Source organism: Pseudoduganella guangdongensis, from assembly GCF_009857475.1.
GTDB classification, from domain to species: domain Bacteria; phylum Pseudomonadota; class Gammaproteobacteria; order Burkholderiales; family Burkholderiaceae_D; genus Rugamonas; species Rugamonas guangdongensis.
Window position 1 is genome coordinate 313,610 of the sequence record NZ_WWCJ01000004.1, and the last position, 18,827, is coordinate 332,436.

Genomic DNA, 18,827 nt, shown 5'->3' on the forward strand with positions numbered 1-18,827 from the left:
CCTGCCCATCAATAGTTGCCCTTGTCGCCGCTGATGCTGCCGCTGGAGCCGCCGCTATAGCTGCTGCCGGAGGTCGAGCCGCTTTGCATGGTGCTGGTGCCCGAGCCCATCACGCTGCCGGTCGAGGTGCGCATGCCCGATTGCGTGGTGCCGTAGAAGCTGTGCACCTGGGTGCCGAATTCCGGGTCGGCCATGTCGGGCCAGCGGTCCTTGTCGAAGCCCGGCGCATTTTCCAGTTTCTCTTTGCTGCAGTCCAGCACGAAGCGCTTGTTGACAGTGTCCAGCTGCAAGGCTTGCCATGGCACGGCAAACAGCTTGTCGCCCAGGCCCAGTACACCGCCGAAGGACAGCACGGCATAGGCGATCTGGCCGGTCTGCATGTCGAGCATGATTTCCTTGATGTCGCCCAGGTCTTCTTCCTGGCGGTTGTAGACGTCTTCGCCCATCAGGGTGTCGGCGCCCATCAGGCGCGGGCCTGGGCCGTCGTTATCGTCACGGTCGCGATAGATGCCGAATTTGTCGCGGTCTAAGTAGCTCATTCTGCGTCTCCTCATTGTGTGAACGGGTGAGAAGCAGGATAGCCCAAGCCGCAAACGCGAGGCGCGCGCTACAAGAAGAACGCCAGCGCCGCGACTGCGGTGGGCGCCAGCGCGCCGGCCAGCAGACCGAGCGCGCCGATCGACTCATCGCGGAAACCCTTGCGCAGCAAGGCGATACCGGCCGGATTGGGCGCGTTGGCGATCACCGTCAGGCCGCCGCCGGCCACGGCGCCGGCCACCAGCATGTATTGCGCTTGCGGCGAGATGCCGTCGATCAGCGAACCGAGGTAGGTGAGGGCGGCGTTGTCGGTGATGGCGGTCAGGCCCAGTGCGCCAAAGAAGAGCGCCAGTGGCTGCAGGCCTTCGACTATCGGTTGCAGCCACCATTGCTGCATGCTGCCCAGCACCACCAGACCGGCCAGGAAGAAGCCGACCAGCAAGGCTTCTTTCAGGATCAGCGGCGACTGGTGCTGCGGATAGGCGCTGGTGAAGCCGAGGAAGAACAGGAACAGGCCGAGGAACAGTACCGGATGGTGCGCCAGCAGCACCACCGCGGCGAGGAAGGCCAGGTGGATCAGGCTGGTGCCCAGCGGCGTGCGGGCGCGCGCTGCCGGTGCGGCCGCATCGCTGTCGGCGCCCTTGCGCAGCGGCTCGCGCAGCAGCCAGGTGACGGCGCTGGCGTTGACCAGCACCGCGAGCGTGGCTTTCCAGCCGAAGTTGGCGGCCATGAAGGCGCTGTCCCATTGCCAGGTGGCGGCCACCATCAGCACCGGCGGTGCGGCATAGGCGGTCAGGGTGCCGCCGATCGAGATGTTAACGAACAGCACGCCGAGCGCGGCATATTTCTGCCATTCCGGTACGCCGTTGCGGAAGATTTGCGGCGCCAGCATCAGCGCCGCCAGCGTCATGGCGGCCGGCTCGGTGATCAGCGAACCGGCCAGCGGCACCAGCGCCAGGCCGAGCCAGGCTTGCAGCACCGGACGCCCGCCCGACAGCAGGTCCACCAGGCGCTGCACGAAATCGAGCACCGGGCGCGAGGCCGCCACCACCATCACCACGAACACGAACAGCGGCTCGGTGTATTGCTGCGTCTCCGCGTAAGCGATGGCGTTCTGCGGCCCCGCCACGAACGCCATCACCACCAGCAGCACCATGGCCCAGAAGCCGAATACCACCTCGACCTCGCCCAGCAAGTGCAGCAGGCCGGCGTGGCGCGGGAAGCGGTGTGATAAGCGTTCGAACGTTTTGGCGCTGAAAGTGTGGAGCAGGGCGAGGGCAAACAGGATGGCGCCGATTTGTTGCATGGCTGGCAGGATGTAAGTTGGCAATATTGCTGATTCTATCAGTGTGCTGCCTATCTGCCTTATCCTTGCTTAATTCGCCCGCGGCGGGGCGCGGCCGGCGCTAGAGTCGCCTCATGCCGACCCGTTCCCGCGACCGCTACGATACGCCCTGCAGGAGATTGCGCGGCTGCGCTCACGTCCGTTTCGCGACAAAGAGACGGCCCGGCTGGGAGCGGGCGGACGCCCGCATACTTTAATCGCCGACATGCTGGCCGGCGCGGTCTTGCGCGATGGCCGCGAGGTGCTGCATATCGAAGTCCAATCCCAGCGCGACCCTGCGCTGGCGCAGCGGGTACGAGTTGCTGGTGGAACGCAATGTGTTCGCCTTGATCACCGCAGCCGCAAGCGCTTGCAGCGCGCCAGTGTTGAGCAGTTGGCGCAATGGAGCGAGGCGGTGTTGGATGCGCGCACGCTAAAACAGGTTTTCTCCCCGCGCCCGTAGGATTATACTGTATGCATATACAGTATTCTCCACCATGGCGCTCCTCGACCCCCAACCCCTGCACCCCGCCCTTTGGCTCGCCGCGCAACTGACGCGCGGTACGACGCCGTGCGTGGATACCGGCATCCCCGTTTTCTCGCGCCAGTTGCCCGGCGGCGGCTGGCCCCAGGGCCAGCTGATCGAGCTGTTGCTGCCGCAACCCGGCATCGGGGAGTTGCGCTTATTGCAATCCCCGCTGGCCGCCCAGAAGCTGCCGGTGGCGCTGGTGCAGCCGCCCCTGTCGCCGCAACCCCTGGGGCTGGAGTTGCCGCCTGAGCAACTGCTATGGATCCGCAACACCGGCAAGCCGGCCGACAGCCTGTGGGCGGCTGAGCAAATCCTGCGCAGCGGCAGTTGCGGCGCCGTGCTGTTGTGGCAGCAGCACATCCGTACCGAAGCGCTGCGCCGCCTGCACCTGGCGGCGCAATGCGGCGCAACCCTGTTCTTCCTGCTGCGTCCGCTGGCAGCGGCCCGGGATTCTTCCCCCGCGCCGCTGCGCCTGGCTTTGCGGCCGGCGCCCGGGGGCCTCGAGATCGAATTCATCAAACGCCGGGGACCGCAGCGCGACACGCCGCTGTTCCTCCCATTAACCCCAACCTTATTGCAACGCCATGCGTCTGTGGATTGGCCTGTACCTGACCCGGTTACCGCTCGAAGTATTCTGTCCGAACTGGTCGGCTGACCAGTGCAGCGTGGTGCTGGAGCAGGAGGGCGTGCTGGCCGTCTCGCGCCGCGCCCACCAGATGGGCGTGCGCCCCGGCATGCGCCGCAGCGGCGCCTTGATGCTGGCCCCCGAGGCCCGCATGCACGAGCGCGCCCCGCAGCAGGAGCAGGAAGCCCTGCATGCGGTGGCGATGGCCATGCTGCAGTACACGCCGCAAGTGGCGCCAGGCGACGGCGCCAGCCTGCTGCTGGACGTGGGCGCCAGCCTGCGCCTGTTCGGCGGCATCCGCCGCTTGTGCCGCCTGGTGCAGGAGAGCTTGCGCAAGCTCGGCTTCACGGGCGTGCTGGGCGTGGCGCCGACCGCGCGCGGCGCCTGGCTGCTGGCGTGCGCCGGCGGCGGCCGCGCGCTCAAGCTGGAAAGCCTGCAGCGCGCCTTGCAGCGGCTGCCGGTCGCCCTGTTGCCGCCCCTGCAGCGTCACCAGCGCTGGCTGGATGGCATCGGCTGCCTCAGCATCGGCGACCTGCTGCGCCTGCCGCGTCCGGGCCTGCAGCGCCGCTGCGGCGGCGAAGTGCTGGAAATGCTGGATGCGGCCCAGGGCCTGGCGCCGGAAATGCACCAATGGCTGGCCGCGCCGCCCAGCTTCCGGGCCCGGCTGGAACTGTTTGGCCGCATCGACAACACCGACTTGCTGCTGGCCGGCGCCTGCCGCCTGCTGCAGCAGATGACGGGCTGGCTGTGCGCCCACCAGTTTGCCGTGCTGCGCATCCGCCTGCTGCTCGAGCATGAACGCGGCCGCGCAGCCTGCCCGCCCACGCCGCTCGACATCGTGCTGGCGGAAGCCACCTGGCGTGAAGACCATATCGTGCGCCTGCTGAAGGAGCGCCTGGCCAAGCTGGAATTGCCCGCGCCGGCCATCGGGCTGGTGCTGGAAGCGCCCGAAGTCGAGCCCATGGCCCCGCTCAGCGACTCCCTGTTCCCCGAGCCCGGCGGTAGCCCGCAGGAGCGCCAGCGCCTGTTTGAAGTGCTGGTGGCGCGCCTGGGCGCGGAGAATGTGCTGCAAGCCTTCCCCAAGGCCGACCACCGGCCGGAAGTGGCCAACCGCTGGGTCCCGCTGCATGAGAAAGTGCGCCCAGCCGATGTTGCTGCCCAGTTGCCGCCGCGCAACTTGCCGCGCCCGGCCTTCCTGCTGCCCAAGCCGATCGCGCTGCTGCTGCGCGACCACCGGCCCTACTATGGCTCGCGGCTGCGCATGGTTTCCACGGCCGAGCGCATCGAAGCCGGTTGGTGGAGCCAGACCCAGAGCCGCGACTATTTCATCGCCGAGGGCGAGGACCACGCCTACTACTGGGTGTACCGCGAGCGCAGCCCGGGCAGCGAGGATATACGCTGGTTTTTGCACGGGCTGTTCGCCTGATTATCCGCGCCAAATTTGATCTAGGGCAATTTTTAGAGGAAGGCCTCCAACTATAATTTCCTGATGCTAAATCAACTTTCCCTACCCACCGCAGGTGAGCGTGCCAGGCTGGCGGAGTCCGTGCTGGACAACCTCAAAGAGGTGGTGTTCCAGACCGATGCTGCCGGCCGCTGGACGTTCCTCAATCCCGCCTGGGAAGAGTTGACTGGCCATCCGGTGCAGGACAGCCTGGGCAAGCCCTTCCTCAATTTCCTGTGGCCGGAAGACCGCAAGCTGAACCAGCAGCGTTTCCTGCCCCTGCTCAAGCGCGAAATCGAGTACTGCCGCCACGAAATCCGCTACCTGCACCGCGACCACAGCTTTCGCTGGGTGGAAGTGTTCGTGCGCCTGACTCTGGGCCCGGACGGCGCGGCCAGCGGCGCGTCCGGCACCTTGAGCGATATCACGGAACGCAAGCGCAACGAGGAAAAGCTGCGCTTTGCCGCCAGCGTGTTCCTGCACGCGGGCGAGGGCATCATGATCACGGCGGCCGACGCCACCATCATCGACGTCAACGACGCCTTCGAGAAGATCACCGGCTACACGCGCGCCGAAGCCGTCGGCCGCAACCCCAGCATGCTCAGTTCCGGGCGGCAAAACGCCGAGTTCTACGACGGCATGTGGGAGCGCCTGCACAAGGATAATTTCTGGCAGGGCGAAGTCTGGAACCGGCGCAAATCGGGCGAGCTGTATGTGGAGCGCCTGACCATCACCGGCATCCGCAATGCGCGCGGCAAGGCGGTCAACTATGTCGGCATTTTTTCCGACATCACCAAACAGACCTTGCAGGCGCAGCACCTGGACCGCATCGCCCATTACGACCCGCTGACCGGCCTGCCCAACCGGCGCCTGCTGGCGGACCGCCTGCAGCATGGCATGGCGCAGGCGCGCCGCCGCGGCAGCCGCCTGGTGGTGGCCTACCTGGACCTGGACGGCTTCAAGGCCATCAACGACGAAATGGGGCACGAGTACGGCGACCAGCTGCTGGTGGCGCTGGGCTCGCGCATGACGCACGCCACGCGCGAATGCGACACCGTGTGCCGCCTGGGCGGCGACGAGTTCGTGGTGGTGCTGGACGACCTGCACAATGTGGCCGACTTTATGCCCATGGTGGTACGCCTGCTGGAGGCGGTGGCGGCGCCGGTGGTGGTCGACCGCAAGGTGCTGCGCGTGACCGGCAGTATCGGGGTCGCGGTATACCCGCAAGCGGTGGACATCGACGCCGACCAACTGATGCGCCAGGCCGACCAGGCCATGTACCGCGCCAAGACGCTGGGGAAAAACCGCTACGCCCTGTTCGGCGAGGACCTGCAGCCGAGCGAAGCCCGTCTGAGCGGCCCGGTCGATGAAATCGCGCGCGCCATCTCCAACCATGAATTCGTGCTGTACTACCAGCCCATCGTCAACCTGCAGAGCGGCGAGCTGAATTCGGTGGAGGCGCTGATCCGCTGGCAGCACCCGGCGCGCGGGCTGCTGCCGCCGGCCGAGTTCCTGCCGCTGATCGAGGGCCACCCGGTGGCCGCTTCGCTCGACAACTGGGTGCTGGACGAAGCCTTGCGCCAGCACCAGCGCTGGCTGGACGAGGGCCTGGATATTTCCGTCAGCGTGAATATGAGCAGCCCCAAGCTGCAGGAGCACGATTTCGTCGAGCGCCTGCGCGCCAAGCTGCAGGCCAACCCGCGCGTGGGCACCGGCCGCATCAAGCTGGAAGTGCTGGAGACCAGCGCGCTGGAAGACATCGGCCACGTGTCGCAAACGATCGCCGAGTGCGCGACGCTGGGCGTGCCGTTCGCGCTGGACGATTTCGGCACCGGCTACTCCTCCTTGCTGTACCTGAAGCAGTTGCCGGCCAAGCGCATCAAGATCGACCAGAGCTTTGTGCGCGATATGCTGGTCGACTCGGACGACCTGGCGATCCTGGAGGGCGTGCTGGGCATGGCGGCCGCCTTCAAGCGTGAAGTGATCGCGGAAGGCGTGGAAAGCATCGAACATGCGCGCATGCTGGTGCAAATGGGGTGCCTGATGGGGCAGGGCTACGGCATTGCGCGGCCCATGCCGGCCAGCCAGGTGCTGGCGTGGGCCGCCGGCTGGCGCCTGCCGGAAGGCCTGGCCGGGTGCCGCGTGCTGGGCCGCAACAGCGCCCAGCTGCTGGTGGCGACGGTCGAGCACCAGGCCTGGATCCGCACCCTGCTGGACTTTATCCGGCGCCGCGAGCAGCCCGCGCCATCCTTTATCGATGAGCAGTGCCGGCTCGATATGTGGCTGGAGGAGGCGGTGCACAGCCCGCAAGCGGGCGAGCTGGTGCAGATGGCCTACCGCCTGCACGAGGCGCAGCACGAACTGGCGCGCCAGATCCTGGGCCACCTCGAACATGGCGAAATGTCGGCCCTGTACGACGCGGCCGCCGACCTGGAGCGCATCGGCGAGCAATTGCAGGTGGCGCTGAACCGTTTGGTGGAGGGCGGGTAGGCCGGGCCAAAGCAGCGTATGATGGGGCGCAAAACAGAGGAGACGGCCTATGTTTGCACAACGACTCGATTTCCCCGGCGCCGACGGCCAGATGCTGGCAGCGCGCCTTGATGCGCCGGAGGGCACGGCGCGCGCCTATGCCTTGTTCGCGCACTGTTTCACCTGCGGCAAGGACGTGATTGCGGCCAGCCGCATCGCGCAGGCGCTGACCGAGCACGGCATCGCCGTGTTGCGGTTCGACTTCACCGGCCTCGGGGCCAGCGAAGGCGATTTCGCCAACACCAATTTCTCATCCAATGTGACGGACCTGCAGGCTGCCGCCGGCTTCCTGCGGCGCGAATTCCAGGCGCCGCGCCTGCTGATCGGGCATAGCCTGGGCGGGGCCGCCACGCTGGCCCTGGCCGGCACCGTGCCGGAAGCGCAGGCGGTGGTGACCATCGCCGCACCCAGCGACCCGGTGCACGTGGCCCACCTGTTCGGCGAGCAGATCGACGAGATCACCGCGCGCGGCGAAGCCATGGTGCAGCTGGCCGGGCGGCCGTTCCGCATCAAGCGCCAGTTCCTGGAGGACGTGGCCGAACACAGCCTGCGCAACAAGATCGCCGGCATGCGCAAGGCGCTGCTGGTCATGCACGCGCCGGGCGATACCACGGTCGGCATCAATAATGCGCTGGAGATTTTTACGGCGGCCAAGCATCCGAAGAGTTTTGTCTCGCTCGATACGGCGGACCATTTGCTGGCGCGGCGCGAGGATGCGGTGTATGCGGCGAACCTGATCGCCGCATGGAGCGCGCGCTATCTCTAGCGCGCGCGGGCGGGGAGGGGCTTACTGGCGCGGTGCGAGGATCGCTTCCAGGCGGTCCGGCGTGCCTTCGATGCGTTCCAGGCGCGGGTACTTCAGGCCTTCGTAGTACTCCAGCGCGATGGTGCGGTATTGCTGGCCGCGTTTCACCAGCAGCTCGATCGGCTTCTTGCTGGTTTTCGCCTCCGTGATGGCCTTGCGCAGCGCTTCGGCCTTGTAGGCGCGGCCGTTCACGGCCAGCAGGGTGGTATTGCCCGACAGGCCGGCTTGGAAGCCCAGGCCTTCCCACTGGATGCCTTCGATCTTGCCTTCGCTGCCCACGTTGAAGCCGAGCGAGTAGGTGAAGTCGGCCGACTTGTTGCGGTCCTCGGCCGCCTTCAGGTAGTCGGTCTGCTTCTCGGTGAACACCAGCTTGTAGCCGGCGCGCGTGATGCCGTCCAGCGGCGCCGGGCCCAGTTCCTCGATGCGGGTGCGCAGGTAGGTGGCCCAGTCGTGCGCCTGCACCGCGTTGAGCGTCTTCACCACGTCGTCGAAGGTGTAATGCAGCGCGTCCACGCGGCCGTCTTCCACGCCGTAGAACTTGAGCGCGAAGTCGTCCAGCGAACGCTTGTCGCCCGACAGTTCGCGGATCTTGGTGTCCACGTCCAGCCAGATCAGCGAGCCTTCGGTGTAGTAGTCCTCGCTGCGCTGGTAGTTCGACCATGGGATGGCGCGGCGCGCATTGATGATCGGGTCGTAGGTGGTGTCCTGCACCGAGCGCCATTCGCGGCCCTTCATGATGCTGTAGCGCGCGGCGGCGGCGGCGATGCTGTCCTTGATGCTGGACGCTTTCATCAGGCCCGAGCGCGCGGCCAGCACCTGGCCGTGGTAGGTGGTCTGGCCTTCGTACACCCACAGCAGGTCGTTTTGCAGCGGCTGGTTGAAGTTCAGCACATCCTGGCCTTTCGGGCGGCGGAACTTGCCGTTCCAGGAGTGGGTGAATTCATGCGGCAGCAGGCCGCGGTCGGATTCGGTCTTGGCCCAGTCGGTGAAGTAGTCGGTCTTCAGCGCGTTCTCGCTCGACTGGTGGTGCTCGCGCCCCACGCGGCCGAATTCATCGCTCAGCGCGAACAGGAAATTGTAGTGCTTGAAATGCTGCGAGCCGAACAGCTTATAGGCTTGCTTGACCAGGTTGCGGTGCAGCTCGATGTGCTCCGGTTTGGCTTCCAGCGCCTCGGCGGTATCGGCCACCACGTTCAGGTGCACCGAACGCTTGGCGCCCGGGTCGAGGTCGAAACGCTTGAAGTGGCGGCCGGCGAACAGCGGCGAGTCGACAAAGGTTTCCACGTCGGTGGTCTTGAAGGTCACCACGTCGCCTTTGCGCTCGGCTTCTTCCAGCGCGGAGCCGTACTGCCAGCCGGCCGGCAGGGTCAGGGTGGTCTGGATCGGGATGCGGCGGGTGGCATAGCCGGCCGGGTACATGGTCATCGACTGCCACTGGATGCCCAGGATGTCCGGCGTGATCGAAGTGCGGCCCTGCGCCGCTTCGGTCGGCGCCAGGTGCTGGTATTCCACCTCGATCGACTTGGCGCCGGACGGTACCTCGAGGTGGAAGGCGTACACGTTCACATTGTCGCGGCGCCAGGACAGGGGCTTGCCGTTGGCGCTGGCCTTGAAGCCGGCGAACTGGTTCAACGCGCCGGTCGGGCCGTGCTGCGCCGTCACCCACTGCGGGAACAGCAGCGTCATCTTGCCCGGCTTGGCGGGGATGGTCTGCTGGATGCGGTAGATGTTCTGGGCCGTATTCGAGGCATCGACCTTCATCAGGATCGTGCCCGGGTAGGCATGGTCCTGCGGCGCCGGAATCAGCTGGCCGGCGTGGGCGGTGAAGGCGGTACCCAGCAACAGGGCGAGGGCGGTTTGCTTAAACAGTTTCATTTATTTCAATGTGGAAAGTGCGACGGGCGAGTGTAGCACGCAGGGTGGAGCGAATTGTTTCAAAACGTAAAACTGGCGAAACCGGAAAACCTGGGGCCGCCCCTGGTTTGCCGTTCCCCGCGGTTCCCAAAAAAATCCCTTGAAATCCGTCTTGAGGCACCTATATCCGAATCAGCGGTTGCCCAGCCGGGGACCGCAGGACCTGCATATCGCTTAACTTGAAAAGGATATAACCATGCGTACTTTTGACCTGACTCCACTGTATCGTTCCGCCATCGGCTTCGACCGCCTGGCCCAGATGCTGAACGACTCGCACCGCAGCGACCAGCCCAGCTACCCTCCGTACAATATCGAACTGGTTTCCGAAGACCAGTACCGTATCGTGATGGCGTTGGCCGGCTTCGACCGCAGCGAAATCGACATTACTTCCGAGCGCGACTCCCTCGTCGTGGTCGGCCGCAAGCAGAAAGACGGCCAGGAAAAGACCTTCCTGCACCGTGGCATTGCGTTCCGCGACTTCGAGCAGCGCTTCCAGCTGGCCAACCACGTGAAAGTGACCGGCGCCTCCTTCGACAACGGCATGCTCACCATTGAACTGGTGCGCGAGATCCCTGAAGCGCTCAAAGCGCGCAAGATCGCCATCGACGGCGTTGTGAACCACACCGCGCTGGAAGAAAAAGCCGCCGCGTAAGCGCGCTGCGCTCCCCTGAAAAGGCCGGATTTCCGGCCTTTTCTGCATTAAGACGCGTCTAAGTTTCATCCCGCATATTGGAGCCGTTGAGAAAGTCGTTTTCATCAGGAGTTCACATCATGCGCAACACCACCACCATGTTCCTGGCCCTGGCCACTGCCGGCGTCGTCGGTGCCGGTGCAGCCATCGCTGTCCAGCAGAGCCAGGCCTTCGCCGCCCCGCAGGCAACCGTCGCTGTCGCCGCCCCCGCCAATGCCGCCCAGGGCGCGCCGGCCCCTGTGCCCGCGCCGATGATTTCCCTGCCCGACTTCAGCGTGATTGCTTCGCGCAACGGCCCGGCCGTGGTGAACATCAGCACCACCGGCAGCACCAAGGCCCAGTACCGCGGCGAGCAGGATGCCGAAAATGACCCGTTCTACGAATTCTTCCGCCGCTTCCAGGCGCCCGGCCAGCGTGGCCGCGGCGGCGCGCCGGTGCCCTCGCACGGCGTCGGTTCCGGCTTTATCGTCAGCGCCGACGGCATCATCCTGACCAATGCCCACGTGGTGCGCGACGCCAGCGAAGTAACGGTCAAGCTGACCGACCGCCGCGAATTCCGCGCCAAGGTGCTTGGCTCCGACCCGAAGACCGACGTCGCCGTGCTGAAGATCGACGCCAAGAACCTGCCGGTGGTGCCGCTGGGCCGCTCGGGCGACGTCAAAGTGGGCGAGTGGGTGCTGGCCATCGGCTCCCCGTTCGGGCTGGAAAACACCGTCACCGCCGGCGTGGTCAGCGCCAAAGGCCGTTCGCTGCCGGACGACTCCAACGTGCCCTTCATCCAGACCGACGTGGCGATCAACCCCGGCAACTCGGGCGGCCCGCTGTTCAATACGCGCGGCGAAGTGATCGGCATTAACTCGCAGATCTACAGCCAGAGCGGCGGCTACCAGGGCCTGTCGTTCTCGATCCCGATCGATGTGGCGACCCGCATCCGCGACCAGATCGTCGCCACCGGCAAGGTGGTGCACGCGCGCCTGGGCGTGCTGGTGCAGGAGGTGAACCAGGGCTTCGCCGATTCCTTCGACCTGGAGTCGCCGGAAGGCGCGCTGGTGTCGAACGTGGAGCGCGGCGGCCCGGCCGATAAGATCGGCCTGAAGGCGGGCGACGTGATCCGCAAGATGAACGGCCAGAAGATCGTGGCATCGGGCGACCTGCCGGCCATGGTGGGCCAGGCCATGCCGGGTGATAAAGTCACGCTCGAGGTTTGGCGCCAGGGCAAGAACGTGACCCTGGAGGGCAAGCTGGGCAACGCCGCCGAGCGCAATGTGGCGGCGGTGCAGAACGACGAGGCGGCCAGCAAGCTGCGCCTCGGCCTGGCGCTGCGCCAGCTGGATCCGATGGAACGGCGCGAAGCCGGCCTGGCTTCGGGCCTGCTGATCGAGGATGCCGGCGGCGCCGCCGCCAGCGCCGGGGTGCAGCCGGGCGACGTTTTGTTGTCCGTGAACGGGCGCGCCGTCAATTCCGTGAACGAAGTGCGCGACCTCGTGGCAAAATCCACTAAATCGGTAGCGCTGCTGATTCAGCGCGGCGAGGACCGCATCTTTATCCCGGTGCGCCTCGGTTAAAAAACAATAAGGAAAGAATGTAATGCGCCTCCTGCTGGTAGAAGATGACACGATGATCGGCGAGGTAGTGCTCGACCTGCTCAGGGCCGAGCACTACGCGGTCGATTGGGTCAAGGATGGCGCCATGGCCGACACGGCCCTGCAAACCCAGACTTACGACCTGGTGCTGCTGGACCTGGGCCTGCCCAAGAAGGACGGGCTGGAAGTCCTGCGTTCCATGCGCCTGCGCAAGGAGCTGACCCCGGTGCTGGTGGCCACCGCGCGCGACGCGGTGGAGCAGCGCATCGCCGGCCTGGACGCCGGCGCCGACGACTACGTGCTGAAGCCCTACGACCTGGACGAGCTGCTGGCGCGCATCCGCGCCTTGCTGCGGCGCGCCGCCGGCCGCGCCGAACCGGTGTTCGAGCACAAGGGCGTGTCGATCAACCCGCAAACGCGCGAAGTGATCGCCAACGGGCAGCCGGTCAACCTGTCGGCGCGCGAATGGGCGGTGCTGGAGGCGCTGATCGCGCGCCCCGGCATCGTGCTGTCGCGCGCCCAGCTTGAGGAAAAACTCTATAGCTGGAAGGACGAGGTCAATTCCAACGCGGTCGAAGTGTATATCCACGGCCTGCGCAAGAAGCTGGGGGCGGAGCTGATCCAGAACGTGCGCGGCCTCGGCTACATGGTGCCTAAAGCATGATGATGGCGGTCCCGAAGGTCAACGTCACGCACTCGCTGCGTGGGCGCCTGCTATGGTTTTTGCTGGCGGCGATCACCATGGCCGCCGTGGCGCAGGCCATGATCGCCTACAGTTCGGCCCTGAACGACGCCGACCAGATCTTCGACTACCACATGCAGCAGATGGCCATGTCGCTGCGTTCCAACGCGCCCATGGCCGCCACCGGCAACACCGACCCCAATGATCCCGGCAATGACGAGATGGTGGTGCAGGTGTGGACGCCGGACGGCATCCAGGTCTTCCGCTCGCTGTCGCGCGCCGAGCTGCCGCAGCGCGCGGTGCTGGGCTTTTCCAATGTGCGCGCCAACGGCACCACTTACCGCGTGTTCTCGGCGCAGACCGCAACCCAGACCATCCAGATCGCGCAGGACCTGGCGGTGCGCAAGCGCATGGCGGGCACGCTGGCGCTGCGCACCGTCGGCCCGATTGCCCTGATGGCGCCGGTGCTGATGCTGGTGGTGTGGTGGGTGGTCTCCGGCTCGCTAGGCCCGGTGGCGCGCGTGCAGCGGCAGCTGGCCTCGCGCAAGGCCGATGATCTGTCCGAGGTGTCGGACGCCGAACTGCCGGACGAGGTACGGCCGCTGGTGCAGGAACTGAACCTGCTGTTCAAGCGCGTCGGTACCGCGTTTGAAGCGCAGCAGAATTTCGTGGCCGATGCCGCGCACGAGCTGCGCACGCCGCTGGCCGCGCTCAAGCTGCAAATCCTCAGCCTGGCGCGCGCCGACTGCAGCGAGGCGCGCGAGCTGGCGATCAGCCGCCTGGCGGCCGGCGTGGAACGCGCCTCGCGCCTGGTGGAGCAGCTGCTGGTGCTGGCGCGCACCGAAGCGGCCGACGCCAAGCTGGAGCCGGTCAGCCTGACCGACCTGGCCAAGCGCGCCGTGGGCGATATGGCCGGCGCGGCGCAGGCGCGCGAGATCGACCTGGGGCTGGAGCAGGCCGACGAGTCCACGGTGGAAGGGCAGGGCGACGCGCTGCTGATTTTGCTGCGCAACCTGGTCGACAACGCTGTCAAATACACGCCTGCCGGCGGCATGGTGGACGTCTCGGTGCTGGCCGCCAATGCCGGCGCCGGCGCGCGCCTGGTGGTCGAGGACAGCGGCCCCGGCATCGCGCCCGAGGAGCGCGAGCGCGTGTTCCACCGCTTTTACCGCGTGCCGGGCAGCGAAGCCCAGGGCAGCGGGCTGGGGCTGGCCATCATCCGCGCCATCGCCGAACGGCATGGCGCGACGCTGGCGCTGGACGTCTCGGAACGCCTGGGCGGATTGAAAGTGACGGTGGAGTTTGCCCCGCGCTAGAATGGCGTTTTCGACATCCGGAGCAGGGCAATGCAGAAGATCGGTTTCTCGGGGACCTTGGACCCCATCACCAACGGCCATATGTGGGTCATTGGCGAAGCGCGTTCCATCGCCGAGGAAGTGGTGGTCTTCCTGTCCGAGAATTCCAGCAAGGCGCCCAAGTTCAGCGCCGAGGAGCGCAAGGCCATCGTGCTGGCCAGCTGCGCCGAGCTAGGCTGGGGCAACGTCTCGGTGCAGATCGTGAAAAGCGAATACACGGCGCGCGTGGCCAAGCGCAACGGGGTCGACTACCTGATCCGCGGCATCCGCAGCACCGCCGATTTCGATTATGAAAACCTGATCCAGCAAACCAATGTGGAAGTGATCGGCGGCGCCAAGACCCTGTTCGTGATGCCGCCGCGCGACCTCGGTTCGGTCAGCTCCAGCTTCGTGAAAGCGCTGGAAGGCCCGGTCGGCTGGAACTGGACCATGAAGAAATTCGTGCCCGCGCCGGCCTACCAGGCCTGGATCCTGGCCTGGCTGCGCAAGGAGTGGGACAGCCTGTGGCGCGAACGCCCGCACTGCGCCGAGTGGTTCGAGCGCCTGACGGGAGCCGCGGCCTACGGCGGCGCCGAGCGCCACTACCACAACCTGGACCACTTGGTGCACGGCCTGGCCGAGATCCGCGCCTGGGCCGCCAATACCGGCGCCGCGCCGGCCGATGTGGCGCTGGTGAAGGCCGCCTTCTGGTTCCACGACGCGGTCTACGCCCATGGCGCCGGCGAGGTCTCGAACGAGGAAGCCAGCGCGCGCCTGTGGCTGGGCAGCGGCCTGGAGCCGGACGTCTTGCGCGCGGAGGACGTGGCGACGCTGATCCGCGCCACCGACCACTTCCAGGGCGGCGCCATCGTGCACCCGCTGAAAGACACCATGCTGTCGGTGGACCTGGCCATCCTCGGCCAGGAAGCCGTGGTGTACCAGGCCTACGCGCGCGGCATCCGCGCCGAATACGCCCACGTGCCGGAACAGCGCTACAACAGCCAGCGCGCCGCCATCCTGGCCCACCTGCGCGGCAAGGCCGAAGCCGGCACCCTGTTCGCCGACCCCTTCTTCACCGACAACTACACGGCCATGGCGATCGCCAATATGAGCGCCGAGCTGGCGCTGCTGCAGGCTTAATTCCGGCCGGGGAGGGGCGCTGCCAGCTGCTGCCAGAAGCGCTCCACCTCCTCCAGCGCATGCGCCTTCTCGCACTTCTCCGACACGGCGCAGAGGATGAACTCCTCCGCCGACATGTGCTCCAGCGGCGCCCATTTCGCGATAGCGGAAATCACTTCGCCTGCCAGGTGGATAGTCATTGCAGCCATAGCACCTCCTCCGAGTGGAAAGTAAATCCACGATGCATCAATTAACCGGGGGAAGTTTTGCGTTACATCAAAGATTCGGGGTCAGGTCTGACAATCGGACAATTTGCGTAGCAAATTGTCCGATTGTCAGACCTGACCCCGAATTTTGGTTTAGAACTTGACGTGCAGGCGGGCGAAGTAGGAGACGCCGTTCAGGCCGAACTGGACGCTTTCGTACTTGAAGCCGTTGTCGGTTTCGTCCGGGTTCTGCTTGCTTGGGTGCACGTCAAAGATGTTGGCGGCGCCGAAGCTGAACTTGGCGTTCTTCAGGAAGCTGTAAGTGAAGCCGAGGTCGGCCGAGGTTTTCGCTTCGTACTTCTGGTTCGGCACGCCGGCTGCCGTGCCGCTCCAGGTGCCCAGTGTCTGCGGGCCGAAGTGGATCACCTTGAAGCTGGTTTCCAGCGCGCCGGTGACGTAGTCGAAGCCCAGCGTGGCTTTGCGGCGCGGGCCGCCTTGCTCCAGGTACAGGCGTTCGCGCTCGGACAGCAGCACGTCTTCAAAGCCGTTCAGCGCGGCCGGGGCGTGGATGTCGGTCACTTCGGTCTTGCTGAAGTTCATGGCCAGGAAGCTGGTCAGTTTGTTGCCGAACAGGCTGCCCTTGTGCGAGGCGGTCAGGTCCAGGCCCTGGGTCTTGGTGTCGACCGAGTTGACGAAGAACTGCGCGCCGCCCACGCCCAGGGTCGCCAGCTTGGCGGCCAGGGCCGGGTAGTTGTCTTCGCTGAACAGGCCGGACAGCACGATGCGGTCCTTGATGTTGATGCGGTACAGGTCGGCCGTGACCGACAGCGTGTCGTTCGGGGTCCAGGTCGCGCCCAGGGTGAAGCTGCGCGACTTCTCTTCCTTCAGCGGGTCGAGGCCGGCGATCTTGCCGACCGCGCCAACGGCCGGGGTGATCGAAATATCGGTCGGCACGCCGCCCACGAAGTCGGTGTAGGTGGAGGAGAAGTAAGCCTGCTGCAGCGATGGCGCGCGGAAGCCGGTGGAGGCCGAGCCGCGCAGCAGGACCGGGTCCGCCAGGCGGTAGCTGCCGGCAATCTTGCCGGTCACGGTGGAGCCGAAGTCGCTGAATTTCTCCCAGCGCAGGGCGCCCTGCAGCTTGGCGTCCTTGCTCAGGTCGAATTCCAGGTCGAGGTAGGCGGCGCTGCTGTGGCGTTTGGCGCTGGTCTCGTCGCTCGGACGGAAGCCGGGGAAGCCCTGGCTGCCGGCGCGGCCGCTGTCTTCCGCCGCGCCGTCGGCGTCGATGTAGGAGCCCGGCTCGCCGGCGAAGATCTTGTATTTCTCGGCGCGGTATTCGGCGCCGAAGGCCACGTTCACGCCGTCGCCCACCAGGCCCTGGAAGTAGCGGTTCATGTCGAAGTTGGTGGTCGACTGCTGGAAGGAGAAGCCGCCGGCGTCGAATTCGCTCTTGCTGACGCCCTTGCCGCCGTTCAGGCGGTCGAGGTTGGCGATCGAGGCGTTCAGGGTGTTGCTGATGTTGTACATCAGGCGGTTGTAGCCGTAGGTTTGCGACAGGTCGGCATTCCAGTCGCCGAACTTCTGCTTGAAGCCGACGATGGCGTAGCGGTCGTCCAGGTCGCCGTTGATGAAAGGCACGAAGCCGTTCGGGTACATGGCGGCGGAGTTGCGGGTCGGCACGTCGTCGACGCCGTCGCGCGCCCAGGCGCCGCTCGAAGCGTCGCGCTGCTGCACGCCGCCGGTGAAGTAGACGCGGCCCGGGCCGGCCGGGAGTTCACCATTCAGGTACACGGTCTGGTTCTCGGTCTTGGAGTCGCCGATGGTGCGTGGGTTGCCCTCTTCGGCGCGGTTGGAGCGGCCGCGGTCGAGGTATTCGCCGGTGATGCCGACCGTGCCGCCCGCCACCGCAAAGCCGCAGTAGGCCGAGGCCAGCCAGTTCTTGCCGTCGCCGGCGCCATACTGGCCGAAGCCGACCGCCGATTCGCAGCCGACATTCTTTTTCAGGCCGATATCCATCACGCCGGCAATCGCGTCGGAGCCGTATTGCGCGGCGGCGCCGTCGCGCAGCACCTGCACGTCCTTGATCGCCATCACGGGAATGGCGTTCATGTCGGTGCCGGTGGAGCCGCGGTTGCGCGCGCCGAAGATATTGACCAGGGCGGTGGTGTGGCGCCGCTTGCCGTTCACCAGCACCAGGGTCTGGTCCGAGCTCAGGCCGCGCAGGGCGGCGGAGTCCACCAGGTCGGCGCCGTCGGCGCCGGTCTGGCGCGTCGAGTTGAACGAGGGCGAGATATAGGTCAGGGTTTGCGCCAGGTCGAACTGGGCGCCTTGCTCGCTGGCTTTCGACAGCGGGATCACGTCGATCGGCGCCACCGTGTCGGTGGTGGAGCTGGTGGCGCGGCGCGAACCGACCACGTTGACGACGGTCATGTCGCCGCTGGCGGTTTGCGTTTGTGCAATGGCCGGCAAGGCGGCCAGGGTGGACAGGGCGCCGGCGCCATACAGCGCGGACAGGACGGCTTTGTGCAGCATCGAGTGACGGGTCATGCGGTTTCTCCGACAAAAAGTTGCAGGTCATTCTATAGAACGCCGCCAACTATCGGTATGCGATGCTTGAATCGTCACGCCCCTGTGTTTTATTTTTGCAACATGGCCTAAATGCTAGGGCGCGCCCGGCACCGGCATTGCGTTGCCGCCGACCAGGACCTGGCCGGCGGCCAGCGCGGTCTGCAGCAGGCAGGGTTGGCCGCGGTTGGCGCCCTGGTACAGCCGGATGCCGTGCCCGAGGTGGAGCGTGAGCGCGCCGGCGGCCACCCCGGTGGCGCTGTCTTCCAGGGCCGGGTCGAGGTGGTTGAAGTTGCGGCCTTCGAAGGCGCCGTCAGGGCGGCGGCACCAGGCGTACACGCCGCTCACCCCCTGCGCTTTACCCCAGTCGTGGATGGCGGCCAGGTCGGGCGCCAGCGCTTGCAGGGTGGCGCTGTCCGCCACCTCGGCCAGCAGTTTGGGGCTGCCCACCGAGGCGAGGGCGGGCGCCGAGGCCAGAGCCGGCCCGTGCCCCTGGCCCGGCGGGGCCAGCAGGCGGCGGGCCAGCCCGCCCAGGCCGGCTTCGCCCGGCCCGGGCACCACCTCAGGCGCCGTCTGCGGCGCGAGGGCGGCGAAGACCTGGTTGCCGCTGCGCGTCAGTTGCAAGGCCTGGCCGCGCAGGGCGGTGCGCACGGCCAGCGGGCCATTGCCGCCCGCCAGCAGGATTTTGCCGGCCGCCAGGGTGGCGTGCAGGCAGAGCGGGGAACGCATATGCGGGTAGAAGTAGTCCAGCGTCCACGCCGCGCCCGCGCTGCCGGGGTCGACGAAGACGCAGGCGCTTAGCTTGGCGTCTTGAGCGAATGCTTGCCGCGCTTGCGCGTCCGGCGGGCCGTCGACGATGACCAGCGCCGGATTGCCGCCCAGCTTGTCGATCCCGAAACATTTCAGTTCATAAATATCCATCGGCACAGGATACAGGAGGGTG

16 protein-coding genes are annotated in these 18,827 nt (G+C 66.4%); 9 read left to right on the forward strand and 7 right to left on the reverse strand.

Going from position 1 to position 18,827, the window contains the following annotated elements:
- Positions 1-8 precede the first annotated feature (8 nt).
- The 3 genes from GTP41_RS07515 to GTP41_RS07525 all read right to left on the reverse strand — a co-directional run bounded on the left by GTP41_RS07515 (position 9) and on the right by GTP41_RS07525 (position 2,264).
- Entirely contained in the window at positions 9-539 is a 531-nt protein-coding gene (locus tag GTP41_RS07515) for a PRC-barrel domain-containing protein (protein ID WP_161024941.1), read from the reverse strand.
- A gap of 68 nt (positions 540-607) precedes the next feature.
- Positions 608-1,843 carry a putative Na+/H+ antiporter gene (locus GTP41_RS07520; RefSeq protein ID WP_371867301.1) on the reverse strand — a complete coding sequence of 412 codons (1,236 nt, stop codon included), beginning with the start codon at positions 1,841-1,843 and terminating at the stop codon, positions 608-610.
- A 232-nt stretch (positions 1,844-2,075) separates the two neighbouring features.
- On the reverse strand, positions 2,076-2,264 hold the full coding sequence (locus GTP41_RS07525; RefSeq protein WP_161024942.1) for a hypothetical protein: 189 nt from the start codon (positions 2,262-2,264) through the stop codon (positions 2,076-2,078).
- 94 nt (positions 2,265-2,358) lie between these two features.
- On the opposite strand from GTP41_RS07525, the gene imuA reads away from it, so the two are divergent.
- The 4 genes from imuA (at position 2,359) to GTP41_RS07545 (ending at position 7,754) form a co-directional block, all read left to right on the forward strand.
- The gene (gene imuA / locus GTP41_RS07530; protein WP_161024943.1) at positions 2,359-3,045 is read left to right on the forward strand and encodes a translesion DNA synthesis-associated protein ImuA; all 687 of its coding nucleotides are present in this window, start codon (positions 2,359-2,361) and stop codon (positions 3,043-3,045) included.
- Positions 2,975-4,441, forward strand: coding sequence for a Y-family DNA polymerase (locus GTP41_RS07535; RefSeq protein WP_161024944.1), 1,467 nt, complete (start codon positions 2,975-2,977; stop codon positions 4,439-4,441). The genes imuA and GTP41_RS07535 overlap by 71 nt, the downstream gene beginning before the upstream one ends.
- Before the next feature lie 63 nt (positions 4,442-4,504).
- Entirely contained in the window at positions 4,505-6,949 is a 2,445-nt protein-coding gene (locus tag GTP41_RS07540) for an EAL domain-containing protein (RefSeq protein WP_161024945.1), read from the forward strand.
- A 49-nt stretch (positions 6,950-6,998) separates the two neighbouring features.
- On the forward strand, positions 6,999-7,754 hold the full coding sequence (locus tag GTP41_RS07545) for an alpha/beta hydrolase family protein (protein ID WP_161024946.1): 756 nt from the start codon (positions 6,999-7,001) through the stop codon (positions 7,752-7,754).
- A 21-nt stretch (positions 7,755-7,775) separates the two neighbouring features.
- On the opposite strand, the gene GTP41_RS07550 is transcribed toward GTP41_RS07545, so the two are convergent.
- Positions 7,776-9,668, reverse strand: coding sequence for a M61 family metallopeptidase (locus GTP41_RS07550; RefSeq protein ID WP_161024947.1), 1,893 nt, complete (start codon positions 9,666-9,668; stop codon positions 7,776-7,778).
- Positions 9,669-9,903: 235 nt separating this feature from the next.
- Between GTP41_RS07550 and GTP41_RS07555 the strand changes: the two genes are divergently transcribed.
- The 5 genes from GTP41_RS07555 to coaD all read left to right on the forward strand — a co-directional run bounded on the left by GTP41_RS07555 (position 9,904) and on the right by coaD (position 15,137).
- Entirely contained in the window at positions 9,904-10,359 is a 456-nt protein-coding gene (locus tag GTP41_RS07555) for an Hsp20 family protein (RefSeq protein ID WP_161024948.1), read from the forward strand.
- A gap of 119 nt (positions 10,360-10,478) precedes the next feature.
- On the forward strand, positions 10,479-11,963 hold the full coding sequence (locus tag GTP41_RS07560; RefSeq protein ID WP_202419655.1) for a DegQ family serine endoprotease: 1,485 nt from the start codon (positions 10,479-10,481) through the stop codon (positions 11,961-11,963).
- 22 nt (positions 11,964-11,985) lie between these two features.
- A complete protein-coding gene (locus GTP41_RS07565) occupies positions 11,986-12,645 on the forward strand; it encodes a response regulator (RefSeq protein WP_161024949.1) in 660 nt (219 codons plus the stop codon).
- Positions 12,645-13,979, forward strand: a complete 1,335-nt coding sequence (locus tag GTP41_RS07570; protein WP_161025010.1) for an ATP-binding protein — start codon at positions 12,645-12,647, stop codon at positions 13,977-13,979. Before GTP41_RS07565 ends, GTP41_RS07570 begins: the two co-directional genes overlap by 1 nt.
- Before the next feature lie 30 nt (positions 13,980-14,009).
- Positions 14,010-15,137, forward strand: coding sequence for a pantetheine-phosphate adenylyltransferase (coaD, locus tag GTP41_RS07575; RefSeq protein ID WP_161024950.1), 1,128 nt, complete (start codon positions 14,010-14,012; stop codon positions 15,135-15,137).
- Here coaD and GTP41_RS07580 read toward each other — a convergent pair.
- From GTP41_RS07580 to GTP41_RS07590, 3 genes are all read right to left on the reverse strand, one after another.
- The gene (locus GTP41_RS07580) at positions 15,134-15,325 is read right to left on the reverse strand and encodes a hypothetical protein (RefSeq protein ID WP_161024951.1); all 192 of its coding nucleotides are present in this window, start codon (positions 15,323-15,325) and stop codon (positions 15,134-15,136) included. The genes coaD and GTP41_RS07580 overlap by 4 nt on opposite strands.
- A 150-nt stretch (positions 15,326-15,475) precedes the next feature.
- On the reverse strand, positions 15,476-17,866 hold the full coding sequence (locus GTP41_RS07585) for a TonB-dependent receptor plug domain-containing protein (protein WP_161024952.1): 2,391 nt from the start codon (positions 17,864-17,866) through the stop codon (positions 15,476-15,478).
- Positions 17,867-17,980: 114 nt separating this feature from the next.
- Positions 17,981-18,805, reverse strand: a complete 825-nt coding sequence (locus GTP41_RS07590) for a PhzF family phenazine biosynthesis protein (RefSeq protein ID WP_161024953.1) — start codon at positions 18,803-18,805, stop codon at positions 17,981-17,983.
- Positions 18,806-18,827 lie beyond the last annotated feature (22 nt).

Bases quoted from the DNA above. Each gene is read 5' to 3' on its own strand.
- GTP41_RS07515 (WP_161024941.1), bottom strand. From the start codon at position 539: ATGAGCTACTTAGACCGCGACAAATTCGGCATCTATCGCGACCGTGAC.
- GTP41_RS07520 (WP_371867301.1), bottom strand. From the start codon at position 1,843: ATGCAACAAATCGGCGCCATCCTGTTTGCCCTCGCCCTGCTCCACACT.
- imuA (WP_161024943.1), top strand. From the start codon at position 2,359: ATGGCGCTCCTCGACCCCCAACCCCTGCACCCCGCCCTTTGGCTCGCC.
- GTP41_RS07535 (WP_161024944.1), top strand. From the start codon at position 2,975: ATGCGTCTGTGGATTGGCCTGTACCTGACCCGGTTACCGCTCGAAGTA.
- GTP41_RS07540 (WP_161024945.1), top strand. From the start codon at position 4,505: ATGCTAAATCAACTTTCCCTACCCACCGCAGGTGAGCGTGCCAGGCTG.
- GTP41_RS07545 (WP_161024946.1), top strand. From the start codon at position 6,999: ATGTTTGCACAACGACTCGATTTCCCCGGCGCCGACGGCCAGATGCTG.
- GTP41_RS07550 (WP_161024947.1), bottom strand. From the start codon at position 9,668: ATGAAACTGTTTAAGCAAACCGCCCTCGCCCTGTTGCTGGGTACCGCC.
- GTP41_RS07555 (WP_161024948.1), top strand. From the start codon at position 9,904: ATGCGTACTTTTGACCTGACTCCACTGTATCGTTCCGCCATCGGCTTC.
- GTP41_RS07560 (WP_202419655.1), top strand. From the start codon at position 10,479: ATGCGCAACACCACCACCATGTTCCTGGCCCTGGCCACTGCCGGCGTC.
- GTP41_RS07565 (WP_161024949.1), top strand. From the start codon at position 11,986: ATGCGCCTCCTGCTGGTAGAAGATGACACGATGATCGGCGAGGTAGTG.
- GTP41_RS07570 (WP_161025010.1), top strand. From the start codon at position 12,645: ATGATGGCGGTCCCGAAGGTCAACGTCACGCACTCGCTGCGTGGGCGC.
- coaD (WP_161024950.1), top strand. From the start codon at position 14,010: ATGCAGAAGATCGGTTTCTCGGGGACCTTGGACCCCATCACCAACGGC.
- GTP41_RS07580 (WP_161024951.1), bottom strand. From the start codon at position 15,325: ATGGCTGCAATGACTATCCACCTGGCAGGCGAAGTGATTTCCGCTATC.
- GTP41_RS07585 (WP_161024952.1), bottom strand. From the start codon at position 17,866: ATGACCCGTCACTCGATGCTGCACAAAGCCGTCCTGTCCGCGCTGTAT.
- GTP41_RS07590 (WP_161024953.1), bottom strand. From the start codon at position 18,805: ATGGATATTTATGAACTGAAATGTTTCGGGATCGACAAGCTGGGCGGC.